We start from the raw sequence: 20,317 nt of genomic DNA, 5'->3' as shown, positions 1-20,317 counted from the left end.
TTGCGCCGGGTGACCTGCTCGACTGTGCGGCCCTGAACCTGTATCGAGCAAGGTGAATGTCTTTTTGCCTGCTGCCCGGAGATCACCATGAAGATCGCAACCGCCGCCTATCCGCTTGATCCGCTGACCAATTGGGCCGATTACGCCGCCAAGATCACCGATTGGGTGGCCGATGCGGCCGCCAAGGGCGCCGATCTGGCGGTTTTCCCCGAATATGGCGCGATGGAGCTTGCCATGCTCGCCGGGCCAGAGATCGCGGGCGATCTTGAGCGGTCTTTGCATGCGGTGTCGGGGTTGATTGGCAATGCCGATGACCTTCACGCCGATCTGGCGGCGCGCTATGGCCTGCATATTCTTGCGGCCTCGGCGCCGGTGTTTGATCCTGCGCTGGGGGCGCGCCCGGTCAACCGCGCGCGGCTGTTTTCGCCCAACGGCGGGCGCGGAGCACAGGACAAACAGATCATGACCCGCTTCGAGCGTGAGATCTGGGGCGTGGTGCCCGGTGGGCCGTTGCAAATCTTCGAGACCAGCCTTGGCAAGATCGGTATCCTGATCTGCTATGATGCCGAATTTCCCCTGCTCGCCCGTGGGTTAAGCGAGGCCGACCTGATCCTCGTGCCATCCTGCACCGAGGCCTTGGCGGGCTATTGGCGGGTGCGGATCGGGGCGATGGCGCGCGCGCTTGAAACCCAGTGCATCACGGTGATGGCGTCAACCGTGGGGAATGCCGCGTGGTCGCCGGCGGTGGATGAAAACACCGGCATGGGTGGCATTTTTGGCCCGCCCGATACCGGCTTTCCGCCTACCGGCGTGATTGGCGAGGGCACGCTCAACACCCCCGGCTGGACCCTGGCCGAGGTTGACCTTGGCCGCGTTGCCCATGTGCGCGCCGATGGCGTGGTTTTGAACCGCAAACACTGGTCCGAACAGGCGGGCCGCGACGTGGCGGCCACATATCACCGAATATCGTGATTATAGCCTTGAAAAAAACCGGGAATAGCGCCATTTAGGCGTCTGTCCGCGAATGGGCGGATGAAAATTATGGAGATACCATGGCCAAGGAAGAACTGCTCGAATTTCCCGGTGTCGTTAAGGAACTCCTGCCGAATGCGACATTCCTGGTCGAGCTGGAAAACGGCCATACGATCATCGCTCATACGGCAGGCAAGATGCGCAAGAACCGCATTCGCGTTCTGGCCGGCGATAAAGTTCAGGTGGAAATGACCCCCTATGATCTGACCAAGGGTCGGATCAACTATCGCTTCAAGTAAGCGATTGATATTGCATGCGTTTGATTCTCGGATCGGGTAGCCCGCGCCGCCGGGATCTGTTGGCGCAGATCGGGGTTGTGTCGGCTGATATCCGCCCGCCTGACATTGACGAGACCCCTCGCAAAGCCGAATTGCCGCGCCCGTATTGCATACGCATGGCGCGCGAAAAGGCATTGGCGGTCAGGGCCGATGAGGATGAGATCGTGCTTTCGGCCGATACCACCGTGGCGCTTGGCCGCCGAATCCTCGGTAAGCCGGAAAGCGCGGGCGAGGCGGCGGAATTTCTGTTGATGCTCTCGGGGCGTCGTCACCGGGTGATCACCGCCGTCGCGGTACGGCGCGGTGATCGGGTCTGGGAACGCGATGTTGTCACGACCGTCAAGTTCAAACAGATTTCCGACGAAGAGCTGAACGCCTATCTTGCCACCAACGACTGGCAGGGCAAGGCGGGCGGTTATGGCATCCAAGGCCCGGCAGGCGCGCTAATCCCTTGGATTCAGGGCTCTTTCAGCGCTGTCGTTGGATTGCCGATTTGTGAAACCGCTGGCCTGCTGCGCGCGGCCGGCTATCCGCTTTATAAGGATCTGCCATGAAGGGCCGCACCATCGCTCTTGACCACGTTAACGGGTTTGAGGCCGCCGCTTTGATGATCGATGGCCGCCTGAGCGATCTTTTGATTGATTCGGAGCATCCGCGCCCCGGCGCGATCTATCGCGCAATTGCCGACCGGCCGGTCAAAGGGCAGGGCGGTATGTTCCTGCGCACGCCCGACGGCTCGGCCTTTCTGCGCCAGATCAAGGGTCTCGCCCCCGGTCAGCCGATTCTGGTGCAGGTCACGGGCTACGCCGAGCCCGGCAAGGCCCTGCCGGTGACCGCGAAACTTTTGTTCAAAAGCCGCTATGCCATCATCACGCCCTCGGCCCCCGGTCTTAACATTTCGCGCTCGATCAAGGATGAGGCGGTCCGCGACTCGCTTCTGGAAATCGCGCACGGCGAGATGGTCGATAGCGATATGGGGCTTATACTGCGCTCGTCCTGCGAGGGCGCCGAGGCCGATGAGATCGCCGAAGATATCCGTGCCATGCTTGATCTGGCGGCGGCGGTTCTGGCCGATGCCACCGGCGAGGGCGCCGAAAAGCTGACCGAGGGCGACGGGCCGCATGTTCTGGCCTGGCGCGACTGGACCGAGGCGGCCGAGGTGGTCACCGCCGAGGGCTGTTTCGCAGAGCACGGCGTGCTTGATCAGGTCGAGGCGCTGAGTGACCCACAGGCGCCTTTGACGGGCGGTGCGTCCTACTTCATCGAGCCGACCCGCGCCCTTGTCGCCGTGGACGTCAATACCGGCGGCGATGCCAGCCTTGCGGCGGGCCTAAAGGCCAACCTTGCCACCGCCCGCGATCTGCCACGCCAGTTGCGCCTGCGCGGTCTCGGTGGGCAGATCACGCTTGATCTTGCGCCGATGCCCAAGAAGGATCGCCGCCAGTTCGAAACCGCACTGCGCGCCGCGTTCCGTCAGGATTCGGTTGAAACCACCCTTGTCGGCTGGACCCCTCTGGGCCATTTCGAATTGCAGCGCAAACGCGACCGCCTGCCGCTTGCAGAGGTGCTGTGATGGCCTGTCCGATCTGTAAAAAACCCACAGAGACCAAGTATCGCCCGTTCTGTTCGCGGCGCTGCGCCGACGTCGATCTTGGCAAATGGTTTTCCGGCGACTACGCCGTTCCCTCGACCGATCCCGAGGATATTGAAAAGGCAATTGAGGCGATCTCGCGAGAACGTCAGAAACCACATTGATTTTTTAATCAAAGCCTCTGGACACCCCGCTTTGCCTCGCCTAGAAGGCCATCACCCGAACGCTGATGCGTTCCCCGTGCCCGGGTAGCTCAGGGGTAGAGCAGTGGATTGAAAATCCTCGTGTCGGTGGTTCGATTCCGCCCCCGGGCACCATCATATCTTCCAATGTAGACCCAATTAGCCCCAAAATGCCTTATTTATATGGTTATTTTCATAAGGGTAGTGCCAGCGCGTTCCGCTGAGAGCCACCGCATCCCAGGTATTTGTTGGTATATTTGTTGGTATTTTTGGTGGGGCGCTATTACAATACCAACAAATCCTAAGATAATACCAACAAATCATGTCCTCAAAGCCGCTTACAGACACCGCAATTAAGAATCTTAAACCTGCTGCGAAGCCCTATAAAAAGAGCGATGGTGGCGGGCTTCATCTGTTGATCACAACAGGTGGCTCGAAGTTGTGGCGCTTGGCGTACCGTTACGATGGAAAACAAAAACTTCTTAGTCTAGGTCGATACCCGATTGTAGGTCTTGCCAAGGCGCGATCCGCACGTGATGAGGCGAAATCTCTTTTGGCGGAGGGTGTCGACCCATCTGTCCAAAAACGTAATGCGAAGCCTAAAATAGCCCAAACTGAGGCAACCCCCACTTGGAAGGACGTGAGTAGGGAATGGTGGGACAAGCGTCGGCGTGAGGGTGCTTCAAAGGCGACACTGAACAAACTGCAATGGCTTCTCGAAAAGAGTTACCCAGGGCTGGGTCATCTACCAGTCTGGGATATCGTTGCTGCTGACCTACTGGTTGTTTTGAGAGAAATTGAAGCGCAGGGAACCTACGAAACCGCAACTCGTCTTAGAAGCGTAAGTGGCCAAGTATTCAGATACGCCATCGCAACAGGCAGAGCGGAGCGTGATGTTGCCGCGGATTTGCGCGACGCGCTTACAGTCCCAAAGCGTTCTCATCATCCGGCCGTGCTAGAACCAAAAAAGATCGGAGAACTGCTTCGCGCTATTCGAGGCTTTGAAGGGGATCCCACAACCCGAACAGGCCTTCTACTTGCCGCCTATACCTTCTTAAGGTCTGGCGAAATTCGGTACGCGGAATGGTGTGATGTATCTTGGGAGACGGGACGTCTCACTATCCCGGCGGCACGCATGAAAATGCAACGACCCCACATTGTCCCTCTTTCAACCCAGGTCGTTGAAATTCTTCGGGCAATACAAACCATTACTGGGCGGGAAAAACTTATTCTCCCATCCCTTCGTTCGAAGGGGCGACCAATTAGCGAGAATACGATGAACGCCGCGTTGCGTCGGCTGGGTTACACGAAAGAGCAGATGGTAACACATGGGTTCCGAACCATCGCTTCAACGCATCTGAACGAAAACGGCTTCAACCGTGATTGGGTTGAGCGTCAGTTGGCGCATGTTGAAGGCAATAAGATCCGCGCGGCTTATAATTCGGCGGAGTACCTGCAAGATCGAACCAAAATGATGCAATGGTATGGTGGCTTTCTCGACCAGTTACACGGACCCTGATTGAAGCTATTATGATCAAATGCGCCCCCATTTCGATTTCGTAGATCGTCTGCCGACAGCCATCCACAAACGGACATATGTTGCGTGTCTGCCTCATAACCTTAAGGTCGTAGATTCAAATCCTACTCCCGCAATCAAATTTACCGAATAATACCAAAGCCTTAGGTCTCGCATCTCGCGGGGCTTTTTGCTTGTCCGCATTCCATGTCAACGCCACGTCAACGTTTGACGAGTCGCACAACAAATATTCAATGAAATCAATGTTCCGGCTCGACGGCGGCACTCTGTCATCCAAGGTGATTTTCGGATACGATTCCTCGGAACTGATCCCGAGTGACCGCGATGTCTAAGAAAACACTGAACAAAGCCAATCTCGAAAGGCTTGGCGCGCCCAAGCTTGCTGAGCTGGTGATGGAGCTGGTGCAGGGGTCTGCGGCCTTGCAGCGTCGCGCCCGGATGGAACTGAGCGCAGCACAGGGCCCCAAGGAGGTGGTCGCTGATCTGCGCAAGCGGTTTGCGTCGCTGCGTCGGTCGCGAAGCTATGTCGACTGGCGCAAGCAGCGTGCGCTGGTCAAGGATCTGAACAGTCTGTTGGCCCAGATCGAGACGGTGATCGCGCCGCATGATGCAGGCGAGGCGTTCGAGCTTCTCTGGTCCTTCCTGCAACTCGCCCCGTCGATCCATGAGCGCACAGATGACAGCAACGGTTCGGTAGGCGATGTGTTTAGCGAGGCGGTAACGATGATCGGGCAGGTGGCGCCCCGGGTCACGATCAACCCGCAGACGCTGGCCGAGCGGATCCTCGATGCGGTCGCCGATGCGGGCTATGGCGAATTTGACGGCATTATCCAGGAGACAGCAGAGGCGCTTGGTCCGGAAGGGTTGGAGCATCTCAAACAGATCACCAAGACATGGGCCGACACGCCGCCGACACCGGAAGAGCTGGCTGCGTATGAACGCTTTGGCCTGTCCTCGTCGCCCGCAGACTCCGTGCGCCGCGCAAAGCAGTCAACCTGCTCGATCATCCTTGCCGATGTGGCCGATGCGCAGGGTGATGTCGATGCCTACATGGCTCGCTACTCGGCCGAGCAGCTGACCTATGGTACCGTCGCCTCCGGTGTGGCGCGCCGTCTGATCGACGCGGGGCGCGTTCAGGAAGCCTACGACATTCTTCGACGGTGCATGGCGCGCGAGGCGGATACCCCCTTCCGGAGGTTCAATTCCAACCTTGATGAGGTTTATGAAGATTGCCTAAAACGTCTGGGCAAGCTGGATGAACTGAAGGCGCATCTCTGGACCGCGTTCGAGCAGGGTCTGAGCGCGCGCGCCTTGCGCAAATACCTCAAGCTGTTGCCGGATTTTGACGACGTCGAGGCCGAGGAAAAGGCGCTCGATGTTGTCGAAGCCTATCCTCGCCTCGGCGCGGCGATCAGTTTCCTAGTCGACTGGCCCGCTCTTGACCGGGCCGCGCGGGTTGTGCTGGCGCGCGCCGATGAGCTGGACGGCGATAACTACACCACGCTGACCCAGGGCGCAGAGGCGCTGGACGCGCGCCACCCGCTGGCCGCGACGCTACTGCGCCGCGCGATGGTCGAGGACACGCTGAAGGGTGCGAAATCCACGCGCTACCGCCATGCCGCGCGCCATCTGGCCGAATGCCAGGCGTCGGAGCAGGCGATCACCGACTATCGTGCAGTCCAGACGCATGAGGGTTTTGTCGCAGCGCTTCGGCAGAAACATGGCCGCAAATACGGGTTCTGGTCCCTGGTGGACGGCTAAGCGCGCGCCCTCCGGGTATTTGCGAGGGCACTGTCAGAGCAAAATCGGTTGAGGCGGGCAGGGCGAGCACTTAGTTTCTGTGGATGACAAAACGCAGCCCCTTTCGCTACTTCAAGACGAGCCCCGAGATCATCCGCCTATCCGGGCCGGGGTACTATGACGCATCTACGCGGCGTGAACGCGGCAAGACTATGGCGATCGCTTAAGTATGAATGCGTTTATCTGAATGCTTTTGAGACAGGTTCTGAAATGCGGACTGGGATCGGCAAATGGCTGGCCTACTACAACTCTGAGCGCCCACATTCGACCCACGGCATATTGACCCCCGATGAGGCCTATGCCAGCAATACAGAACCAATGAGATTGGCAGCCTAAATGAAACCATGATCCATCTTAACAAGGCTGCAAACTGGTCGGAAATCTAGGACCACCTCTGTGGGTAAGTGTGGCGGCAGCATTAAACCTATCCATAGTGCGCCTGAACCCGGATCAGAAACCGTTGGATATGGCAAATTTGTGAGTTTTGGCACTGCCGCTAAAAGTAACTATCCTTACAACTCATTCACTGGGCGCAAATCCGATAGCCCAACACTGAAAGATGCAGAACCGGGTAATTGGGTTATCAGATCATAAAAGAGTAGTAGTGTGGATTTAACACATGAAGGAATTGTACATGGTGGTATGTGGTTGTGAGATTTCGGCAAAAGAGGTTCGGCTTGCCGTCGTTCACCTAAATGATGAAGGCATTATCGAGATGCTTCGACTAAAGACCACACGGATTGAGCTCGACGACGATACATCTGAGATCGACCTGCGATCATTCCTAGCGGCTCTTCAAGAGTTTTCCCGCGAAAACGAAATTGACACCTTTGTGATCAAAACCCGTGCCAAAAAAGGCAGAATGGCCGGTGGAGCCATATCCTTCAAAATCGAAACTTTAATCCAACTCGTGGAAGGGTGTCACACGCGGTTTGTCAGTCCGGTGGCCCTTGCTCACTTCGCCAAGAAGGAAGTTGAAGAGTATCCCGAGAAGTTGCCAGTTTATTTGAAGAACGCCTTTCTTGCCGGTGCTTATGTTTTGACTAGGGGCTGATTTCCTAACTACCTGCGCCAGTAACGATCGGCCCTCTTTTGACCTAATTGGGCACACAGAAAACAAGGAGCCAAAATTGCAGCATTTTTCTCTGCTTGATCTGTCGCCCATCCCGGAAGGTGGAACAGCCGCTGATGCCCTGAGCAATACAGTCGACCTGGCGCGCCATGCCGAGGCAAGCGGCTATCATCGCTATTGGTTGGCCGAGCACCACAACATGCCGGGCATCGCCAGTGCTGCAACCGCTGTCGTGATAGGAGCGGTCGCATCGGCCACCAAGACCATCCGCGTTGGTGCTGGGGGCATCATGCTTCCAAACCATGCGCCTCTGGTCATTGCTGAGCAGTTTGGCACACTTGCCACGCTTTATCCGGGGCGTGTTGATCTTGGGCTTGGCCGCGCTCCAGGTACCGATGGAGTGACGGCGCACGCCCTCAGAAGGCATATGGAAGCCAATGATAACTTTCCGCAGGATGTAGCGGAAGTCTTGGGGTACTTCGGCGACGCTTCAGAAGAAGCGCAAATCCGGGCAGTTCCCGGACAGGGCACACATGTTCCAGTCTGGATACTCGGCTCTAGCCTTTATGGCGCGCAGCTCGCTGCTTATCTCGGGTTGCCTTATGCGTTCGCCTCGCATTTCGCGCCCGCAATGCTTGAGGATGCAATCGCAACATACAGATCAACATTCCGCCCATCCCAGTGGCTTGCCAAGCCGTACTTCATGTTGGCCGCTGGGGTCTGTGCAGCGGCAACTGATGACGAAGCAATGTATCTTCGATCATCGCAAATGCTCGCCTTCGCCCGCTTGCGAACTGGCCGTCCAGGTAAGCTCCCTCGCCCGGTTGAAGATCTCTCAGCTGAGATACCAGCACCGGTTCTTGCACAAGTGAAACAAGCGCTTTCCTGTTCGGCAACAGGCAGCCCTGAAACGGTTCATCGCGAACTTGCCACCCTGATTGAATGTTACCAACCCGAAGAAGTTATGGTGACCGGTATGATCCACGATCATGCCGCACGTCTAAGGTCATTCGCGATAGCGGCAGAGGCTCTTTCCAACATTTCAAAAGCTTACGAGTTGGCCTAGTCGTTGTGGTCTAATTGCTCAGCGCAATAATACTAGCAGTCCGCGTGAGCAGACTACAAAATGGATCTTGCACGACCTCAATTATTCGATTTCGACCTATAGGCTGTTGCCTTTTTATCGACTGATTTTGCTGTATAAATTCGCGAAGACATGACTCCAGGAATTCAGCGATATGGCCCCCACTGAGCAGAAACAGATAGTGAGAAGCGCCCTAGCTGGTCTGTTTTTTGGCCTATTGGGACACCAGTACAAAGGCATCGCAGTTTCGAATTCTGGGGTGACACTACTTTCTCGGGCTCCGAGACAACTGTCTTTTACGGACATCACGCACCCCCTGCAGGTTACCAAGACCTTGGGGAAGCCGTCAGTGGCGGTCACCATCAGGCAAGGTAATGAGGTCAAAGTCGCTGGGTTTAAAAAGTCAGATGCAGTTGACTTCGTCACATCGGCTAACGCGGCTTGGCGAGCGCACTTTGTCGAGCAAGTGAAGGCATCGGACGGAGAACTCCGTGCCCTAGCGGAAGCTGTTGGACGATTGGGTCAGCCGAAGCGTTATCCGTCAGCATGCCTTCTTCAACCATTCCTTGAGCGCGCGAATGCTGTGGCCGAGAAACTACCTGCAGAGATACCCAACGGTGTCCTGCCAAGTGAGCAGCAAAAAGTCTTGGATCGAGTATTGGCGTTTCAAAAAGGGCCAGGGCGATCGCGCGACGCTGCAATTAAATCGTTTACCAACGCCGAGCTCGACGCATTCAAAGACTTCTTTGACACAATCGAGTCCAATCCTCTGACGCCAGAGCAGAGACTGGCTGTTGTCGCCGACGAAGACGCGACCCTCGTTCTAGCTGGGGCAGGCTCTGGCAAGACAAGTGTGATCGTCGCCAAAGCCGCATATCTGATCAAAAGTGGCATCCGGCAGCCGGAAGAAATCTTGCTAATGGCGTTTGGAAAAGATGCGGCCGCCGAAATGGCCACTCGCATCGAAGAGCGAGCTGGTGCGAAGGTGGACGCACTGACCTTCCACGCCCTTGGCAACAGCATCATTCGTCAGGTCGAAAATGGAGCGCCAGCTTTGGCGCCTCACGCAAGCGACGACAAGCAGTTCACGGCGCTGCTGCGTGACATCCTCTTCAACGACATCGCGAAGCAACCGGCCCTTGGCATGTTGTTGTTGAAGTGGTTCTCGGAGTTCTATTGGCCCTACAAAAGTGAGTGGGATTTCCAGACCAAGGATGAATATTACCAGTACGTTGAGGCACATGAGCTACGAACGCTCCAGGGCGACTTGGTAAGGAGTTTCGAAGAGTGGGAAATCGCCAATTGGCTCTACTTGAATGGCATCGCCTACGAGTATGAACCTGACTACGAACACCACCTTCCTGAGAATAACCGAACCGCCTATACACCGGATTTCCGGCTCACCGAAAGTGGTGTCTATATTGAGCACTTTGGCGTTCGAAAATCCCGAGGGCCGACCGGAGAAACGAGGCTAACCACGGCGCCTCACATTGATCGCAATGCCTACCTCGAAGGTATGGAGTGGAAACGAAAGGTTCACGCCGAACACCAAACAACGCTTATTGAAACCTTCAGCTACGAACGTGTGGAAGGCCGTCTGACAGAGGCGCTGGAAGAAAAGCTTGCTCCCTATGCAACACCCAACCCAATCCCGCCTGAGCAAGTCTTCGAACAACTCACAGAGATGGGTCAGGTGGACGCCTTTACGCAGGTGCTGGGCACCTTTCTGCGGCACTTCAAAAGTTCAGGGACGACCATCTCGAACTGTCTGGGCCGGGTAGAAAAATCCCATGACAAGGCGCGAGGCGCTGCGTTCTTGAAAATCTTTGAGCCAGTGCTCGAAGCCTATCAAAACCGCCTGGGCGACCGCATCGACTTTGAAGATATGATTGTACGGGCGACCGAGCATGTAAAAGCAGGGCGTTACAAGAGCCCGTACCGCCACCTTTTGGTGGATGAGTTCCAGGATATTTCCGAGGGAAGAGCGAGACTTCTGAAAGCTCTCAAAGCGCAGCATGAGGACGCGCGGGTCTTTGCCGTTGGAGACGACTGGCAGTCGATTTATCGCTTCACGGGATCAGACATACACCTGATGAGAGACTTTGGGGAAGAGTTTGGCGGCACATTCGCTGGCGAGTCTGGTGTGCACAGCTCGGTTGATTTGGGGCGGACATTTCGAAGTGTCGACAAGATCGCTTTGCCCGCTCGCACATTCGTTCTCCAGAACCCGTCTCAAATTACGAAACAGGTCATTCCGGCAGGCACTACGGAGACGTCCGCGATTAGTGTAGCGCACTATGGATGGGGTGGTGAAGAGGAGGCGCTGAAAGCTGCCCTAGACCACATAGAAGCCGCCGCGAGTGGAAGCGAAACGTCCGTTCTCTTGCTCGGGCGCTATAATTTCTTACGTCCAGAAGAGCTGCCACAATTGCGCATGCGCTATCCGAACCTCTCTCTCAAGTTCATGACGGTCCATCGCTCCAAGGGGCTGGAAGCCGATCATGTTGTGGTGCTGAAAGCTGCCTCGGACCGTATGGGGTTCCCGTCCGAGATTGTCGATGACCCACTGCTGGACCTCGTTCTTCCTAAGCCGGAGGAGTACGACCATGCGGAGGAAAGGCGGCTGTTCTATGTGGCCCTTACGCGAGCACGGAAAACCGTGACGGTTCTGGCGGATCGTCAGAGGCCTTCGGTCTTCGCGCGTGAGCTGGTTGAGAACCCCGACTATGGAGTGGTCGAACTCGGTGACGCAGGCATTGCCGAACACCGATGCGGTGCATGCGGAGGCCGAATGCTCTCGCAAACATCAAAGAAGGGAAGCCCGTACTTTCAGTGTGAGCACCGAAAGCTCTGTGGCGAGATGCTTCGACCGTGCAACGTGTGCGGTAAAGACCTCCCGGTCAGCGATAAAGCCCATCCTGGCAATCTAGTCTGCAGTTGTGGTGCTACCTTTCCAGCCTGCCCAGAGTGTTCCGATGGCTGGCTGGTCGAGCGAAAGGGCAAGTGGGGCAAATTCCTTGGATGCGTGAAGTACCCGGACTGCAAAGGAAAGAAGACGATCCCGAAGGACAGGACCCGAAAACGACAACAGTAGCGCAAGATATGCAGGTTTCAGTCAACAATCCTCGGCTGCCAGGTTTTGAGCCCCAGTTCGATTAGTTCGGCGATTTCGACGAGGCCTGGCGGTTTCCCATGTCGTGCGATCTCCAGTTGCATTGCCAGATAACTTACAGGGAAGTTGCGTTCGTAAGTGTTGAGCAACATTCCTCGTGGACCTAGAGAGCCGTGTTGTCCGATCCAGAGCAGGCGTTCGAGGTCGGCCAGCCGTTGCACCCGTTGCTCACGGCGCGGCGTGAGTGCTCGCGGCATAGTTTTGCTCAGGAAACTTGTCCTTGGGGCGTCTGAGTTTGATGGGTGATTGCTCATATTCAATCCTTTCGTTGCCATTTACGGCCGCATCTTGTTTCCAAAGCCACCTTGCCAGATTGAGGCAGGTTGGCGGGAGCCGTTGCTCCACTCGTGATGCTGCTTGATCGATATCCCCTTCTGAGTGTTTCTGCAAGTTTCCAGAACAAAGAATTGGGTTTAAAATCCCAAGAGAGAACTGACCAATGACCTCTCCACCGAGCGGTCGGTCATATTTTCTGCCGAGAAGAAAACACCATTTCAATCATCAATACATATTACCTTCAGTAGCTTATACGTTTTATTCCTTCCCCAATATGCCCCCCGGCGGGTATAATGAAGTTGATTAAGTATTGTGGGAATTCAAGATGGCGCGTGCAAGCAAACATGGCGGGAAGCGGGCTGGCGCTGGGCGGCCGAAGGGCTCCCGTTCGCGGCGCAGCGAGGCTGTGGCTGAGAAGCTCCTCTCGCAGGGGAAATGCCCGGTTGAGGCGCTGGTTCGGCTCGCCGAAGAGGCCGAAGCGGACGGAGATCGGTCCCAGGCCATCAATGCGTGGAAGACCATACTTCCGTTCGTGCATCCGAAGCCCAAAGCCGTCGAAATCGATCCCGAGGCTGTCGTGGCGCTTGCACGTCTGCTGTCTGAGGAAAAAATACGAGCGACGGAAGGTGTGGATGATGCGCCCTGGGGTCAAATGCTCGAGAGGATGAGAAAATCTTTGGAAGCTGATGGAAATTTGGCCTAGCAGCTGAATGCTTGTGTCCGTCCGTGTATGCCTCACTCAACGCTGATCCTACATGTACATGGCCGAAACGACTGAAGGGTATGATTTCGCGCATACTCGCCAATTTTTGCAGGGATACCTTCACACTGATCAGTGGAACTGGCACTTTCGGCCTGAGGGCGGAGCACTTGCACGTCATTCGCAAAGACCGGCGACGCCGCAAATGCCAACATTAAAATCAGTATCCGCATAAATTAAGCTCTCAGTCGACGACTTCGGTTGCAATGCGCGTTTCGGTCAGTTCTTCTTCAACCAGCGCATAGATCTGCTCAGGGGGTGTCTTGAGCGAGTAGACCATGAGAGATGGATCCACACCCATTTCAATCAGGTATTCCATCGTTTGGCCTTGCCCCATCTGGATACTCTCGACGGCAAAAATGACTGGCAGGTATTTCGGCTGTTCGTAGTAGTGCTGATGTAGGCCCACGATTCCGCGTCGCGACACGATCCTCTCCTCGCCGCCAGCAAGGATATACGGACAGGAAGACACGCAGAATGCGCCTGCCAGCACGGTCGAAGACATGCCATTGTCCCGTATATGGCGTCCGATTTGCAAGGCTTCCGACACAAGCCCTCCAGGACTGTGCAAAGCAACAAGATCTGGCACTTGTGACATACCCGAAAGGTAGATTTGGAACCGACTTGCATCGCCATTTTCAATCTGACCTGTGACAAGCAGGACGTTTCCGGCACCCTCGACGACAATCTCCTCAAATCTCAATCGATCAGGAAACTTTTCTGGCATCGGCAGTTCAACTGGCCCTTTTAGAGTAACCAGGTCCGGTACAGGGCGATCTGTTCTATATTCGCGTCGCTGGTCTCCAGGTGAAACTGGACCAGAGGGCATTTCAACCTGTTCCCTGAATAGCCTTGGGAACATCTCGAATATATGCGTCGCAATAAGTAACCCGGCCATGGTCAGTTGTACCACGAGTACATACTTTAGGCCGGTTTGCGGATAGAACTTCGGAATGAAGCGCTGCATCACTTGTCTGTCCATTCGTCAATTGACTCGGCAGTACGCTCCTGAATTGCGGCATCAACCACACCCATTGTGAGCTCGACATCTCTCATTGCATTCATGGCGGCCTTGAGGTCTGCCAGCGTGAGGGTCTCTTCGATGCTCAATCCGTCACGCCCACTCCTGATCGCGGCTTGGGCGATAGCAAGCACAAACACCAGAACCCCAGGTAACAAATCGATCGCGATAGCGCCTGCCCAGGAAGGAACGAAGTTGTGGGCATAACGGATAACGGCATCAGCAGCTGAGATTGGATTGTAGGCTGTCTCGATCGGCAGCTCCATTTCCACCACTTCCTCTGCAGCGTTCTTGAGCGTCTTGCCACGCTGGTCCAGTGCATCGAGAACCGAGTTGATCGTAGCAGATTGTGCATCGCGTACCGACGAGTTCCGGCCGTCCAGTTCAGGTAGTACGACTGATGCTGGCAAATCCTCTGCGGCCCTCACCACGAGCGATGCAACGCTGTACTGTTTGAGCCGAGACAATACTCCGGCAAGCTTGACACTTTCCTCGGAAAACTGAACGGAACGCTTGTCCACGGGCCCAGGTGCGACAGTCAATTCACGCATACGTGCAAGCGTTTTGTTGCCGTCCTCAAATGCCTCTTCGATCAGTGGTTGCTGCGATGCGATCTGCTCCTCAAGGTTCTTTAGCTCTTCAGATTTTTGCGTCAAAACCCGAAAAACGGCGCCGCGCCCTGCCGTACCTGACAAGTCTCCCGATTTTTCCAACTCTGCCAGTTCTTCGAAGCTCTGCCGTGCCCTCTCCACTTCACGTCCAAGCGCCTGTCCGCTTAGCGCAATATCATGCGCCTGCTCCAAAGCAGACTGGTAGTCGCGGACAGTGTTTTCCAAATGTTGTTCTACGGCGGCCGACCCAGCAAGAGCAGCAGCGTTAAGCCAACTTGACATTGCGATAATTGCAATGGACCCGACAACCGTCGACATTGTCAGCCCAATGAAGCCCCCCGCTGTCCGCATGGCAGGAAGAAGGCGCAGCATGTAGCTCCAGAACACGAATATACCGACTGAAACAGCGATCGAGTAGGCCACAGCAGCAAAAAACGAAACCGCCCCATTATCTTCCAACAAAGAGGAAACACCTAAATACGTATAGATCCCCGATGCGATCGCAAGAACACCCAGTGCGGCTGGTGTAAACGTATCCAGCCAAGCGAGGTGACCCTCGAGTTCTTTTGCCGTACGAAGCCCTTTCGCCTCTTCCGCTGTCAGTCGCCCTTGTTTGTCAGTCATGATTTATAGCGCTCCGAATGCGTTAATGAATTTAAGTAGGTGTTAGTAAATTCGCAACGAATTGAATAGCCCGATGTCTCCTATCGGAGAAGCAAAGTTATTTTTGCGGTATCAAACTGTACGGATAGATTGGCCTGGTTTCGTTGGGGCCTATTGCAAAATCTGAATTGCAAAGAAAACGTAAGTGAATTCACCGACAGTCCGCCTGTCTTTCTCGTTCAATCAATTCGTTAATAACTGCTCGCTCGTTCGCGGAAAGCTGAACGTCGCCCGGTGACAGACCTTGAATGCACCCGGCATTTGAGAAGGCTGACTGTCCTCGTTCGCTTTTAAAACAGTAGCCATTTCTTGCATAAATGGAGTTTCGCTCAGTCCATAGTGCATCGCATAGATTGGTATCAGGCGTTTGCACTTGGCGAATTCTGCTTATCCAGTTTGAATGAGCCCAGCCCTCAAGACCAGTCTCGGTTCTGACTTCGTACCAAACCCCTTGCTTGCCGAGGAACTCTAACCGCGTTCCCTCAACCATCTTTGAGAGGCGCTTTGCACCACTTGTGGTTCCGGCACGCAACGCGAGAAATCCATCCCCATTTGCATCAAGTCCAGCAACAACATGCGTCATTACTGGCTGCAAGGGAGTTGGAGGAGGGGCGACGGCTGGCCGAGGAGGGGAGGGGGTTGCAGCCTGAGGCGCAGTCTCCGGTTGTTTGACGGTTTCTTTAGCTGCGCGGCGCTTCTGGGGCTCCGTGCGGTTTCCGAGGAAGCGATATTTCTGTTTCTCTGCCTCTGTGAAAACATGCACATCATCGGGGGGCGTGCTGAACATGATGCTGTATACTTCTTCGTTCACATCATAGTCCTTCAAGATACTGAGAATATCTGCTGCTAGCATTTGAGTCGCAAAGTTGCTTTCAATACTTGAACGGGCCTGATGAACGCCAAGGCCTCCGTATGCGTAACGAGAAGCGCCAGCAAAAAATAAGAAAGTGCAGGCAGAGTAACAACCGCTTTCTTCAGGTATGATGGTGGTAAGACCATGCCGGTCGATCGTCCGCGAAGCTTCCAAACCGGCGTGTACGTCGCCGCCCGGGCTGTCCAAAAATAAAGTGTTGGCATTGGGAAACTTCTCCAGTGCCCGTCCGAGGTTCAACGGTAGTCGGGAGTTGACTTCGCCATCAAAGTAGAGGGTTTCTGGGTCCGAAGTGTCAATAATGATTGGATAATAGGTTTTGATCCATTCAGCTTTGGAAGGCCCTACCGCGCCTAAGCTGAGCAGACAAATGATTGTCGAAAATATCCATGGGTGCCGCATCTCTTCTCCGAAGTTCGTGCTGTTCGAGATTTTCTAGATAGCCTCTTACTTGGGCCTGATTATGTCACAGATCTATGCGTCGGAGAAAGGATCGATGCAAGACTGGATACCACTTCGCAATCGCTCTGGATTTCGTTGATTTCCGGATCTGCCTAAAGCTCGTCAATGGCTATGCCGCCTGATGTATGGAGCACGCCTTCGGAACCTGGAATATGTACCGGATTCTGTTGAATGAGACCGGCACTGTTGGCAGGGGGTATTCCAGTTTTGTCCGCTCGGCGAGGTTGAAAGCCTCTCGGAGCTGGGCAGGCGTGTGAAGGGATGCCTCCCGCAACATTTCCAAAGAATTATTGATTGCTCAAAATAGCCTTTCTCTTTTTTCGTAATGAATAAGGCGATTAACCCTTCACCCCTTCCCATCGAAAAGCGTGCGAAAACGTCAAGCCCCTGCAGCGCGCGCCTACATCCCTAGGCAAAAAGGTGGGCGGTGAGGTCGGGCTTTTGGTCATAAGACTTTCTTTGCGGTGTTTACGAGCGATATGATCCCTTCGGGGTGCATTTGGTTTCGAGCGGAGGAACCAGCCAACCGTTCGTCTTTCCGCCTTCATGGTGAATTTTATGTTCTACGCCAGCCACATTGAGGTACAAGTTTCCACCACGTTTGATTACCTGAGGGTGGCTTGCCCACCGCCGCTTCATGCACTGCCCTACATCCTTCAAATCCCTCTGAGAAGGACGGGCCGCGTGCGAATGTCCAATACCTTGCAGCTCTGAAAAAATCTCCGTTGCCGGTTTGCGCTTGAGATCGTTCGAGATCGGCGCGTCCCAATCGAATTTGGATCCAAGATTTTCTTCGATCCATGAGCGCGACCGATACTGATCTGTATGATCCGCGAGAAGCTGCTCTTCCTCTGTTGTCGGCCACCACTGCTCCCCTCCGATATAACGCACCCATGCCTCAGCCCAGAGTTGGTCGATCTCCTCGGCACTCCAATTGACGCGCACCTGGTCCGTTTTGATTGGCAGAAAGCGGCGGTTCCCGGTGCCGTCCGCAAGGAACTGCTCTTCATTAACCGTACCTATATAGACGGCCCGCCTCTTAAACTTCGACGCCGTGCGCGCATAAGGCATCCGCAGTTCGTCGACACCGCTTGATAAGTGAGCTTTCAGAGCGGCGATGTCAGCTTTACGGAATGTTCCGTCGAGCTCGCCTAACTCGACGATCCAGGCCGATACGGCCTTCTTCACACTGTCCTTATTGCGAGGATCAAGTTCCACACCTTCTTTGTGATAGCGCCGCAATTGTTCTGGTATTAACCGTTTGAAGCCTTTGGTCTTGCCGCGACCTTGCTCGCTTACGAATACAATCACGCTTTCGAAGCTTGGGACATAATTGCTGTTTTGCCGTGCCGCTTCAGAGGCGTGGTCAGCGGCGGCACAAGCCTGGATCAGGAAAATCCGCATCGCGATCAAAAAGATTTCTTGATCCTCAGTGTCGAATGCTTTCAGGATCGCATCGAAGCGGCTCTTTCCATCCCACTCCAGGGCCCGAAGATAATCCGTGACGGGATTGATGGCCCGACGGTCGGCGATGGCAATCATGTGAGCAGCAAGCGAGCGGTACGGAACATCGTTTTTGCTGCAAAGGCCCAGAAGTTCTGCGTAGAGCTGCTCGCTGGCGTTATCTCCCGAGCTATCGAGTTCTGGATGCAACCATTCGATCTCCTTGAGAATCTGGTCGTAATGAAACGAGAAGCCGTAGCGATCGAGCAGATACTCAACATTTTCCAAATGATCGATGGGGCGAACATTCTCCTCCGACACAGTCCTTACATGGGGAAAGTCCTCAGGCATGAGAGTTGTTCCTCGCGGTACCACGGCTCCTTCAAATTCTTTGTTTGCGTCGTCACAGGATTTCATCGCAGAAATCTTGTGACGACGACGGTGGCTTTCGACAGCATTGCTCAAGGTTTTGGTCTTGTTGCCCAAGTGAAGCGTCTTGCATGCCGTCTTTAGCGCCAAATCGGTTTCCAGCGGATCTGCATAGAGCAGTGCCAGTACGCAAACGATCCTATCCTTGTTACCTTCGGCTTCGGAAATCGCTTCTGTTGCGCTTTCGAGGCTATGGCGCAACGCAATAAAGCGACCACCGCGCGCAAAACTGTGGATGCCAGGGCGGTCGCCATTGTTCCAGTAGAATTTTCCGACCATGCGACCTCCGTCATAGTCGGGCTCGATCGGATCAGCGCACAACAGTCCATCCAAGTCTGCGCCCCGCGGCCCGAGAAGATCCGCGACGGCAACAGCGGGCCGCCCCTCGAGGTTGACGAGATCAGATCCAATCAACAGACCAGATCCGAACCGTGCGTCCGCCGCCTTCCGGGCGTTGGGAGGCGAGACACCACGGGTTTCCAGCTCTTGTGCATGATTGGATATGCATTCCTCACGCACTTCGACCGCTTTTTCTTTGAGGGCGGTTTTCGCCTCAGCGATATTCACCTGGGCTGAACTGCGCTCTTCTTGCCTCAGGGTGATCCCTGCCCGCGCCAGCCGGTCGCAGCCGATAGACAGAAGCGGTCTATGCTTCTAACCGTCAAGTTCATTCCCCGAGTTCTTCACCTTTTGGCCATGCTTGAATGTCAGAGGGGTTGGACAACCATAAGGAAAGCAAAGCACAATGAAGAAATTCTTGCTGTCAAGCGGGCTGATGTTTGGTCTCAGCGCATGCGGCACCACTTACGTCCTGCCTGATATCGACGAGAGCTCGGCGACGCGCGCGAAATCCATGTTTGTTGAAGCGCAAACCGAAACAAGCCGCAAAACGGTCTCGCATGCAACTGCTGAGCGCCGCTTTCAACGCGTTGCCCGCCGGGTCGAGCCGGTGGCGGAAAAGTTCTGCGAGGCGGAAACCGCGTCGCTCAACGGGTTCGACTGCGATGTTCAAGTCGCCATTGATCTCAAGGCCAAAGAGCGCAACGCATACTTCACCTATGCCAAGGACAGGCCGGTCATCTTCATGACCATGCCGATCCTGCAAGATATGCAGAATGACGATGAGGTCGCTTTTGTCATGAGCCATGAATATGGACACCTGATCGGGCGGCACATCCAGAAACAGAAGCAACAGGCCATGGCCGGGGCTCTGATCTTGGGCGCGCTGACCGCCTACTCCAACGCCCAAGCCGCATCCGCTGGGGTGAGTTATGATCCTGATGCCGTAGGCCGCAACATGGAGCTTGGCGCGGCGGCGGGGTCAAGGGCCTATTCCCAATCATACGAACTCGAAAGCGACACGCTTGGCGCGCGGATTGCCAAGGCATCCGGGTATGATCCGGTGAAGGGCGCGCAATACTTCGCACGGCCCGAGGACGCACGCACCGAGGCTGGCAATCTCAGTTTTTGGGGCACGCATCCGCCCGATGAAAAACGGCTTGCTACCGTACTTGCGGTGAGCGCCCAAATTGAGGCCAAGCAAGGGCTGCAACGCAAGCAGTAAATCAAGCGCCGCTAGACCTGCGGCGCGCGCGATTCCTACGCTTTCGTCACTCCGGCAAACTACGGTGCACCGTCAGACGGGGGATAGAATAGGTGAGCAGTGAAACGCCTTTTCTATCCTGAATTGAATAGATAGGCTGCCCCTAAACAAAGGGGCAGCCTATGACATTGATAGCAGATTTCATTCCCAAGGTTCAGGCGATTTATGCCACAGGCAAGCCCGCATTCACAGATCGCAAAGTCTGGATCAACAAGACCCAATATTTCGCTGACGTGCCTGAGGTCTCATGGGGCTTTTACATTGGTGGCTATCAACCGGCGCAGAAATGGCTCAAGGACCGCAATGGGCGCGAGTTATCGTTTGACGATGTGAAGCATTTCCAGAAGATCATCAAAATCCTGTCTGAGACCGACCGTATCATGCAGACGATCACCATGGATTTGGAAGCAGCCGCCGCCTGAAAACGTAA

Annotated in this window: 18 protein-coding genes, 1 tRNA gene, 1 pseudogene and 1 riboswitch; of the genes and pseudogenes, 15 read left to right on the top strand and 5 right to left on the bottom strand. The window is 55.1% G+C overall.

Going from position 1 to position 20,317, the window contains the following annotated elements; translation table 11 throughout:
* The first annotated feature begins 87 nt into the window (after window positions 1-87).
* The 12 genes and pseudogenes from BUB78_RS03380 (at window position 88) to BUB78_RS03325 (ending at window position 11,670) form a co-directional block, all read left to right on the top strand.
* Entirely contained in the window at window positions 88-972 is an 885-nt protein-coding gene (locus BUB78_RS03380) for a carbon-nitrogen hydrolase family protein (protein WP_073195033.1), read from the top strand.
* Between the two features lie 80 nt (window positions 973-1,052).
* Complete coding sequence (gene infA, locus BUB78_RS03375; RefSeq protein ID WP_008186030.1) at window positions 1,053-1,271, top strand: translation initiation factor IF-1; 219 nt, start codon at window positions 1,053-1,055, stop codon at window positions 1,269-1,271.
* A gap of 14 nt (window positions 1,272-1,285) precedes the next feature.
* Entirely contained in the window at window positions 1,286-1,864 is a 579-nt protein-coding gene (locus tag BUB78_RS03370) for a Maf family protein (protein WP_073195031.1), read from the top strand.
* Window positions 1,861-2,883, top strand: a complete 1,023-nt coding sequence (locus BUB78_RS03365; protein ID WP_073195029.1) for a ribonuclease E/G — start codon at window positions 1,861-1,863, stop codon at window positions 2,881-2,883. The genes BUB78_RS03370 and BUB78_RS03365 overlap by 4 nt, the downstream gene beginning before the upstream one ends.
* Complete coding sequence (locus BUB78_RS03360) at window positions 2,883-3,065, top strand: DNA gyrase inhibitor YacG (protein WP_073195027.1); 183 nt, start codon at window positions 2,883-2,885, stop codon at window positions 3,063-3,065. The genes BUB78_RS03365 and BUB78_RS03360 overlap by 1 nt, the downstream gene beginning before the upstream one ends.
* A gap of 78 nt (window positions 3,066-3,143) precedes the next feature.
* Window positions 3,144-3,218, top strand: a tRNA-Phe gene (locus BUB78_RS03355).
* A gap of 187 nt (window positions 3,219-3,405) precedes the next feature.
* A complete protein-coding gene (locus BUB78_RS03350; protein WP_073195025.1) occupies window positions 3,406-4,602 on the top strand; it encodes a tyrosine-type recombinase/integrase in 1,197 nt (398 codons plus the stop codon).
* 342 nt (window positions 4,603-4,944) lie between these two features.
* On the top strand, window positions 4,945-6,381 hold the full coding sequence (locus BUB78_RS03345; protein ID WP_073195225.1) for a DUF6880 family protein: 1,437 nt from the start codon (window positions 4,945-4,947) through the stop codon (window positions 6,379-6,381).
* A gap of 144 nt (window positions 6,382-6,525) precedes the next feature.
* Window positions 6,526-6,756, top strand: a pseudogene (locus BUB78_RS03340) (integrase core domain-containing protein); the annotation flags it as partial.
* Window positions 6,757-7,039: 283 nt separating this feature from the next.
* Entirely contained in the window at window positions 7,040-7,474 is a 435-nt protein-coding gene (locus BUB78_RS03335; RefSeq protein ID WP_245813341.1) for a DUF3010 family protein, read from the top strand.
* Window positions 7,475-7,550: 76 nt separating this feature from the next.
* Complete coding sequence (locus BUB78_RS03330; RefSeq protein ID WP_073195021.1) at window positions 7,551-8,558, top strand: LLM class flavin-dependent oxidoreductase; 1,008 nt, start codon at window positions 7,551-7,553, stop codon at window positions 8,556-8,558.
* Between the two features lie 367 nt (window positions 8,559-8,925).
* Window positions 8,926-11,670 (top strand): UvrD-helicase domain-containing protein, encoded by a 2,745-nt coding sequence (locus BUB78_RS03325; RefSeq protein WP_245813340.1) that lies wholly within the window; start codon window positions 8,926-8,928, stop codon window positions 11,668-11,670.
* A 17-nt stretch (window positions 11,671-11,687) separates the two neighbouring features.
* Here the strand turns inward: BUB78_RS03325 and BUB78_RS03320 are convergent, their stop codons facing one another.
* Complete coding sequence (locus tag BUB78_RS03320) at window positions 11,688-12,023, bottom strand: hypothetical protein (protein ID WP_220083976.1); 336 nt, start codon at window positions 12,021-12,023, stop codon at window positions 11,688-11,690.
* A riboswitch (SAM-I-IV-variant riboswitch) is annotated at window positions 12,003-12,107 on the bottom strand. It overlaps the preceding gene by 21 nt.
* 323 nt (window positions 12,108-12,430) lie before the next feature.
* Between BUB78_RS03320 and BUB78_RS03315 the strand changes: the two genes are divergently transcribed.
* Entirely contained in the window at window positions 12,431-12,727 is a 297-nt protein-coding gene (locus BUB78_RS03315) for a hypothetical protein (RefSeq protein ID WP_139279236.1), read from the top strand.
* 241 nt (window positions 12,728-12,968) lie between these two features.
* Here BUB78_RS03315 and BUB78_RS03310 read toward each other — a convergent pair whose 3' ends face one another.
* From BUB78_RS03310 to BUB78_RS03295, 4 genes are all read right to left on the bottom strand, one after another.
* Window positions 12,969-13,751, bottom strand: coding sequence for a COG3904 family protein (locus BUB78_RS03310; RefSeq protein WP_073195013.1), 783 nt, complete (start codon window positions 13,749-13,751; stop codon window positions 12,969-12,971).
* Window positions 13,751-15,040 carry a hypothetical protein gene (locus tag BUB78_RS03305; protein ID WP_181444373.1) on the bottom strand — a complete coding sequence of 430 codons (1,290 nt, stop codon included), beginning with the start codon at window positions 15,038-15,040 and terminating at the stop codon, window positions 13,751-13,753. The genes BUB78_RS03310 and BUB78_RS03305 overlap by 1 nt, the downstream gene beginning before the upstream one ends.
* Before the next feature lie 190 nt (window positions 15,041-15,230).
* Entirely contained in the window at window positions 15,231-16,352 is a 1,122-nt protein-coding gene (locus BUB78_RS03300; protein WP_073195011.1) for a YARHG domain-containing protein, read from the bottom strand.
* Window positions 16,353-16,880: 528 nt separating this feature from the next.
* The gene (locus tag BUB78_RS03295; RefSeq protein WP_084732742.1) at window positions 16,881-18,851 is read right to left on the bottom strand and encodes a virulence-associated E family protein; all 1,971 of its coding nucleotides are present in this window, start codon (window positions 18,849-18,851) and stop codon (window positions 16,881-16,883) included.
* A gap of 178 nt (window positions 18,852-19,029) precedes the next feature.
* Here BUB78_RS03295 and BUB78_RS03285 point away from each other — a divergent pair, with 178 nt between their 5' ends.
* Window positions 19,030-19,848: a M48 family metalloprotease gene (locus BUB78_RS03285; RefSeq protein ID WP_084732741.1), complete on the top strand. Its 819-nt coding sequence runs from the start codon at window positions 19,030-19,032 to the stop codon at window positions 19,846-19,848.
* 161 nt (window positions 19,849-20,009) lie between these two features.
* Entirely contained in the window at window positions 20,010-20,309 is a 300-nt protein-coding gene (locus BUB78_RS03280; RefSeq protein WP_170865010.1) for a type ISP restriction/modification enzyme, read from the top strand.
* Window positions 20,310-20,317: the final 8 nt, after the last annotated feature.

The sequence above is a fragment of the Roseovarius marisflavi genome (assembly GCF_900142625.1).
Classification (GTDB): Bacteria; Pseudomonadota; Alphaproteobacteria; order Rhodobacterales; family Rhodobacteraceae; genus Roseovarius; species Roseovarius marisflavi.
Note: the sequence above shows the minus strand (reverse complement) of the source record. Positions and strands in the feature narration are given on the sequence as shown.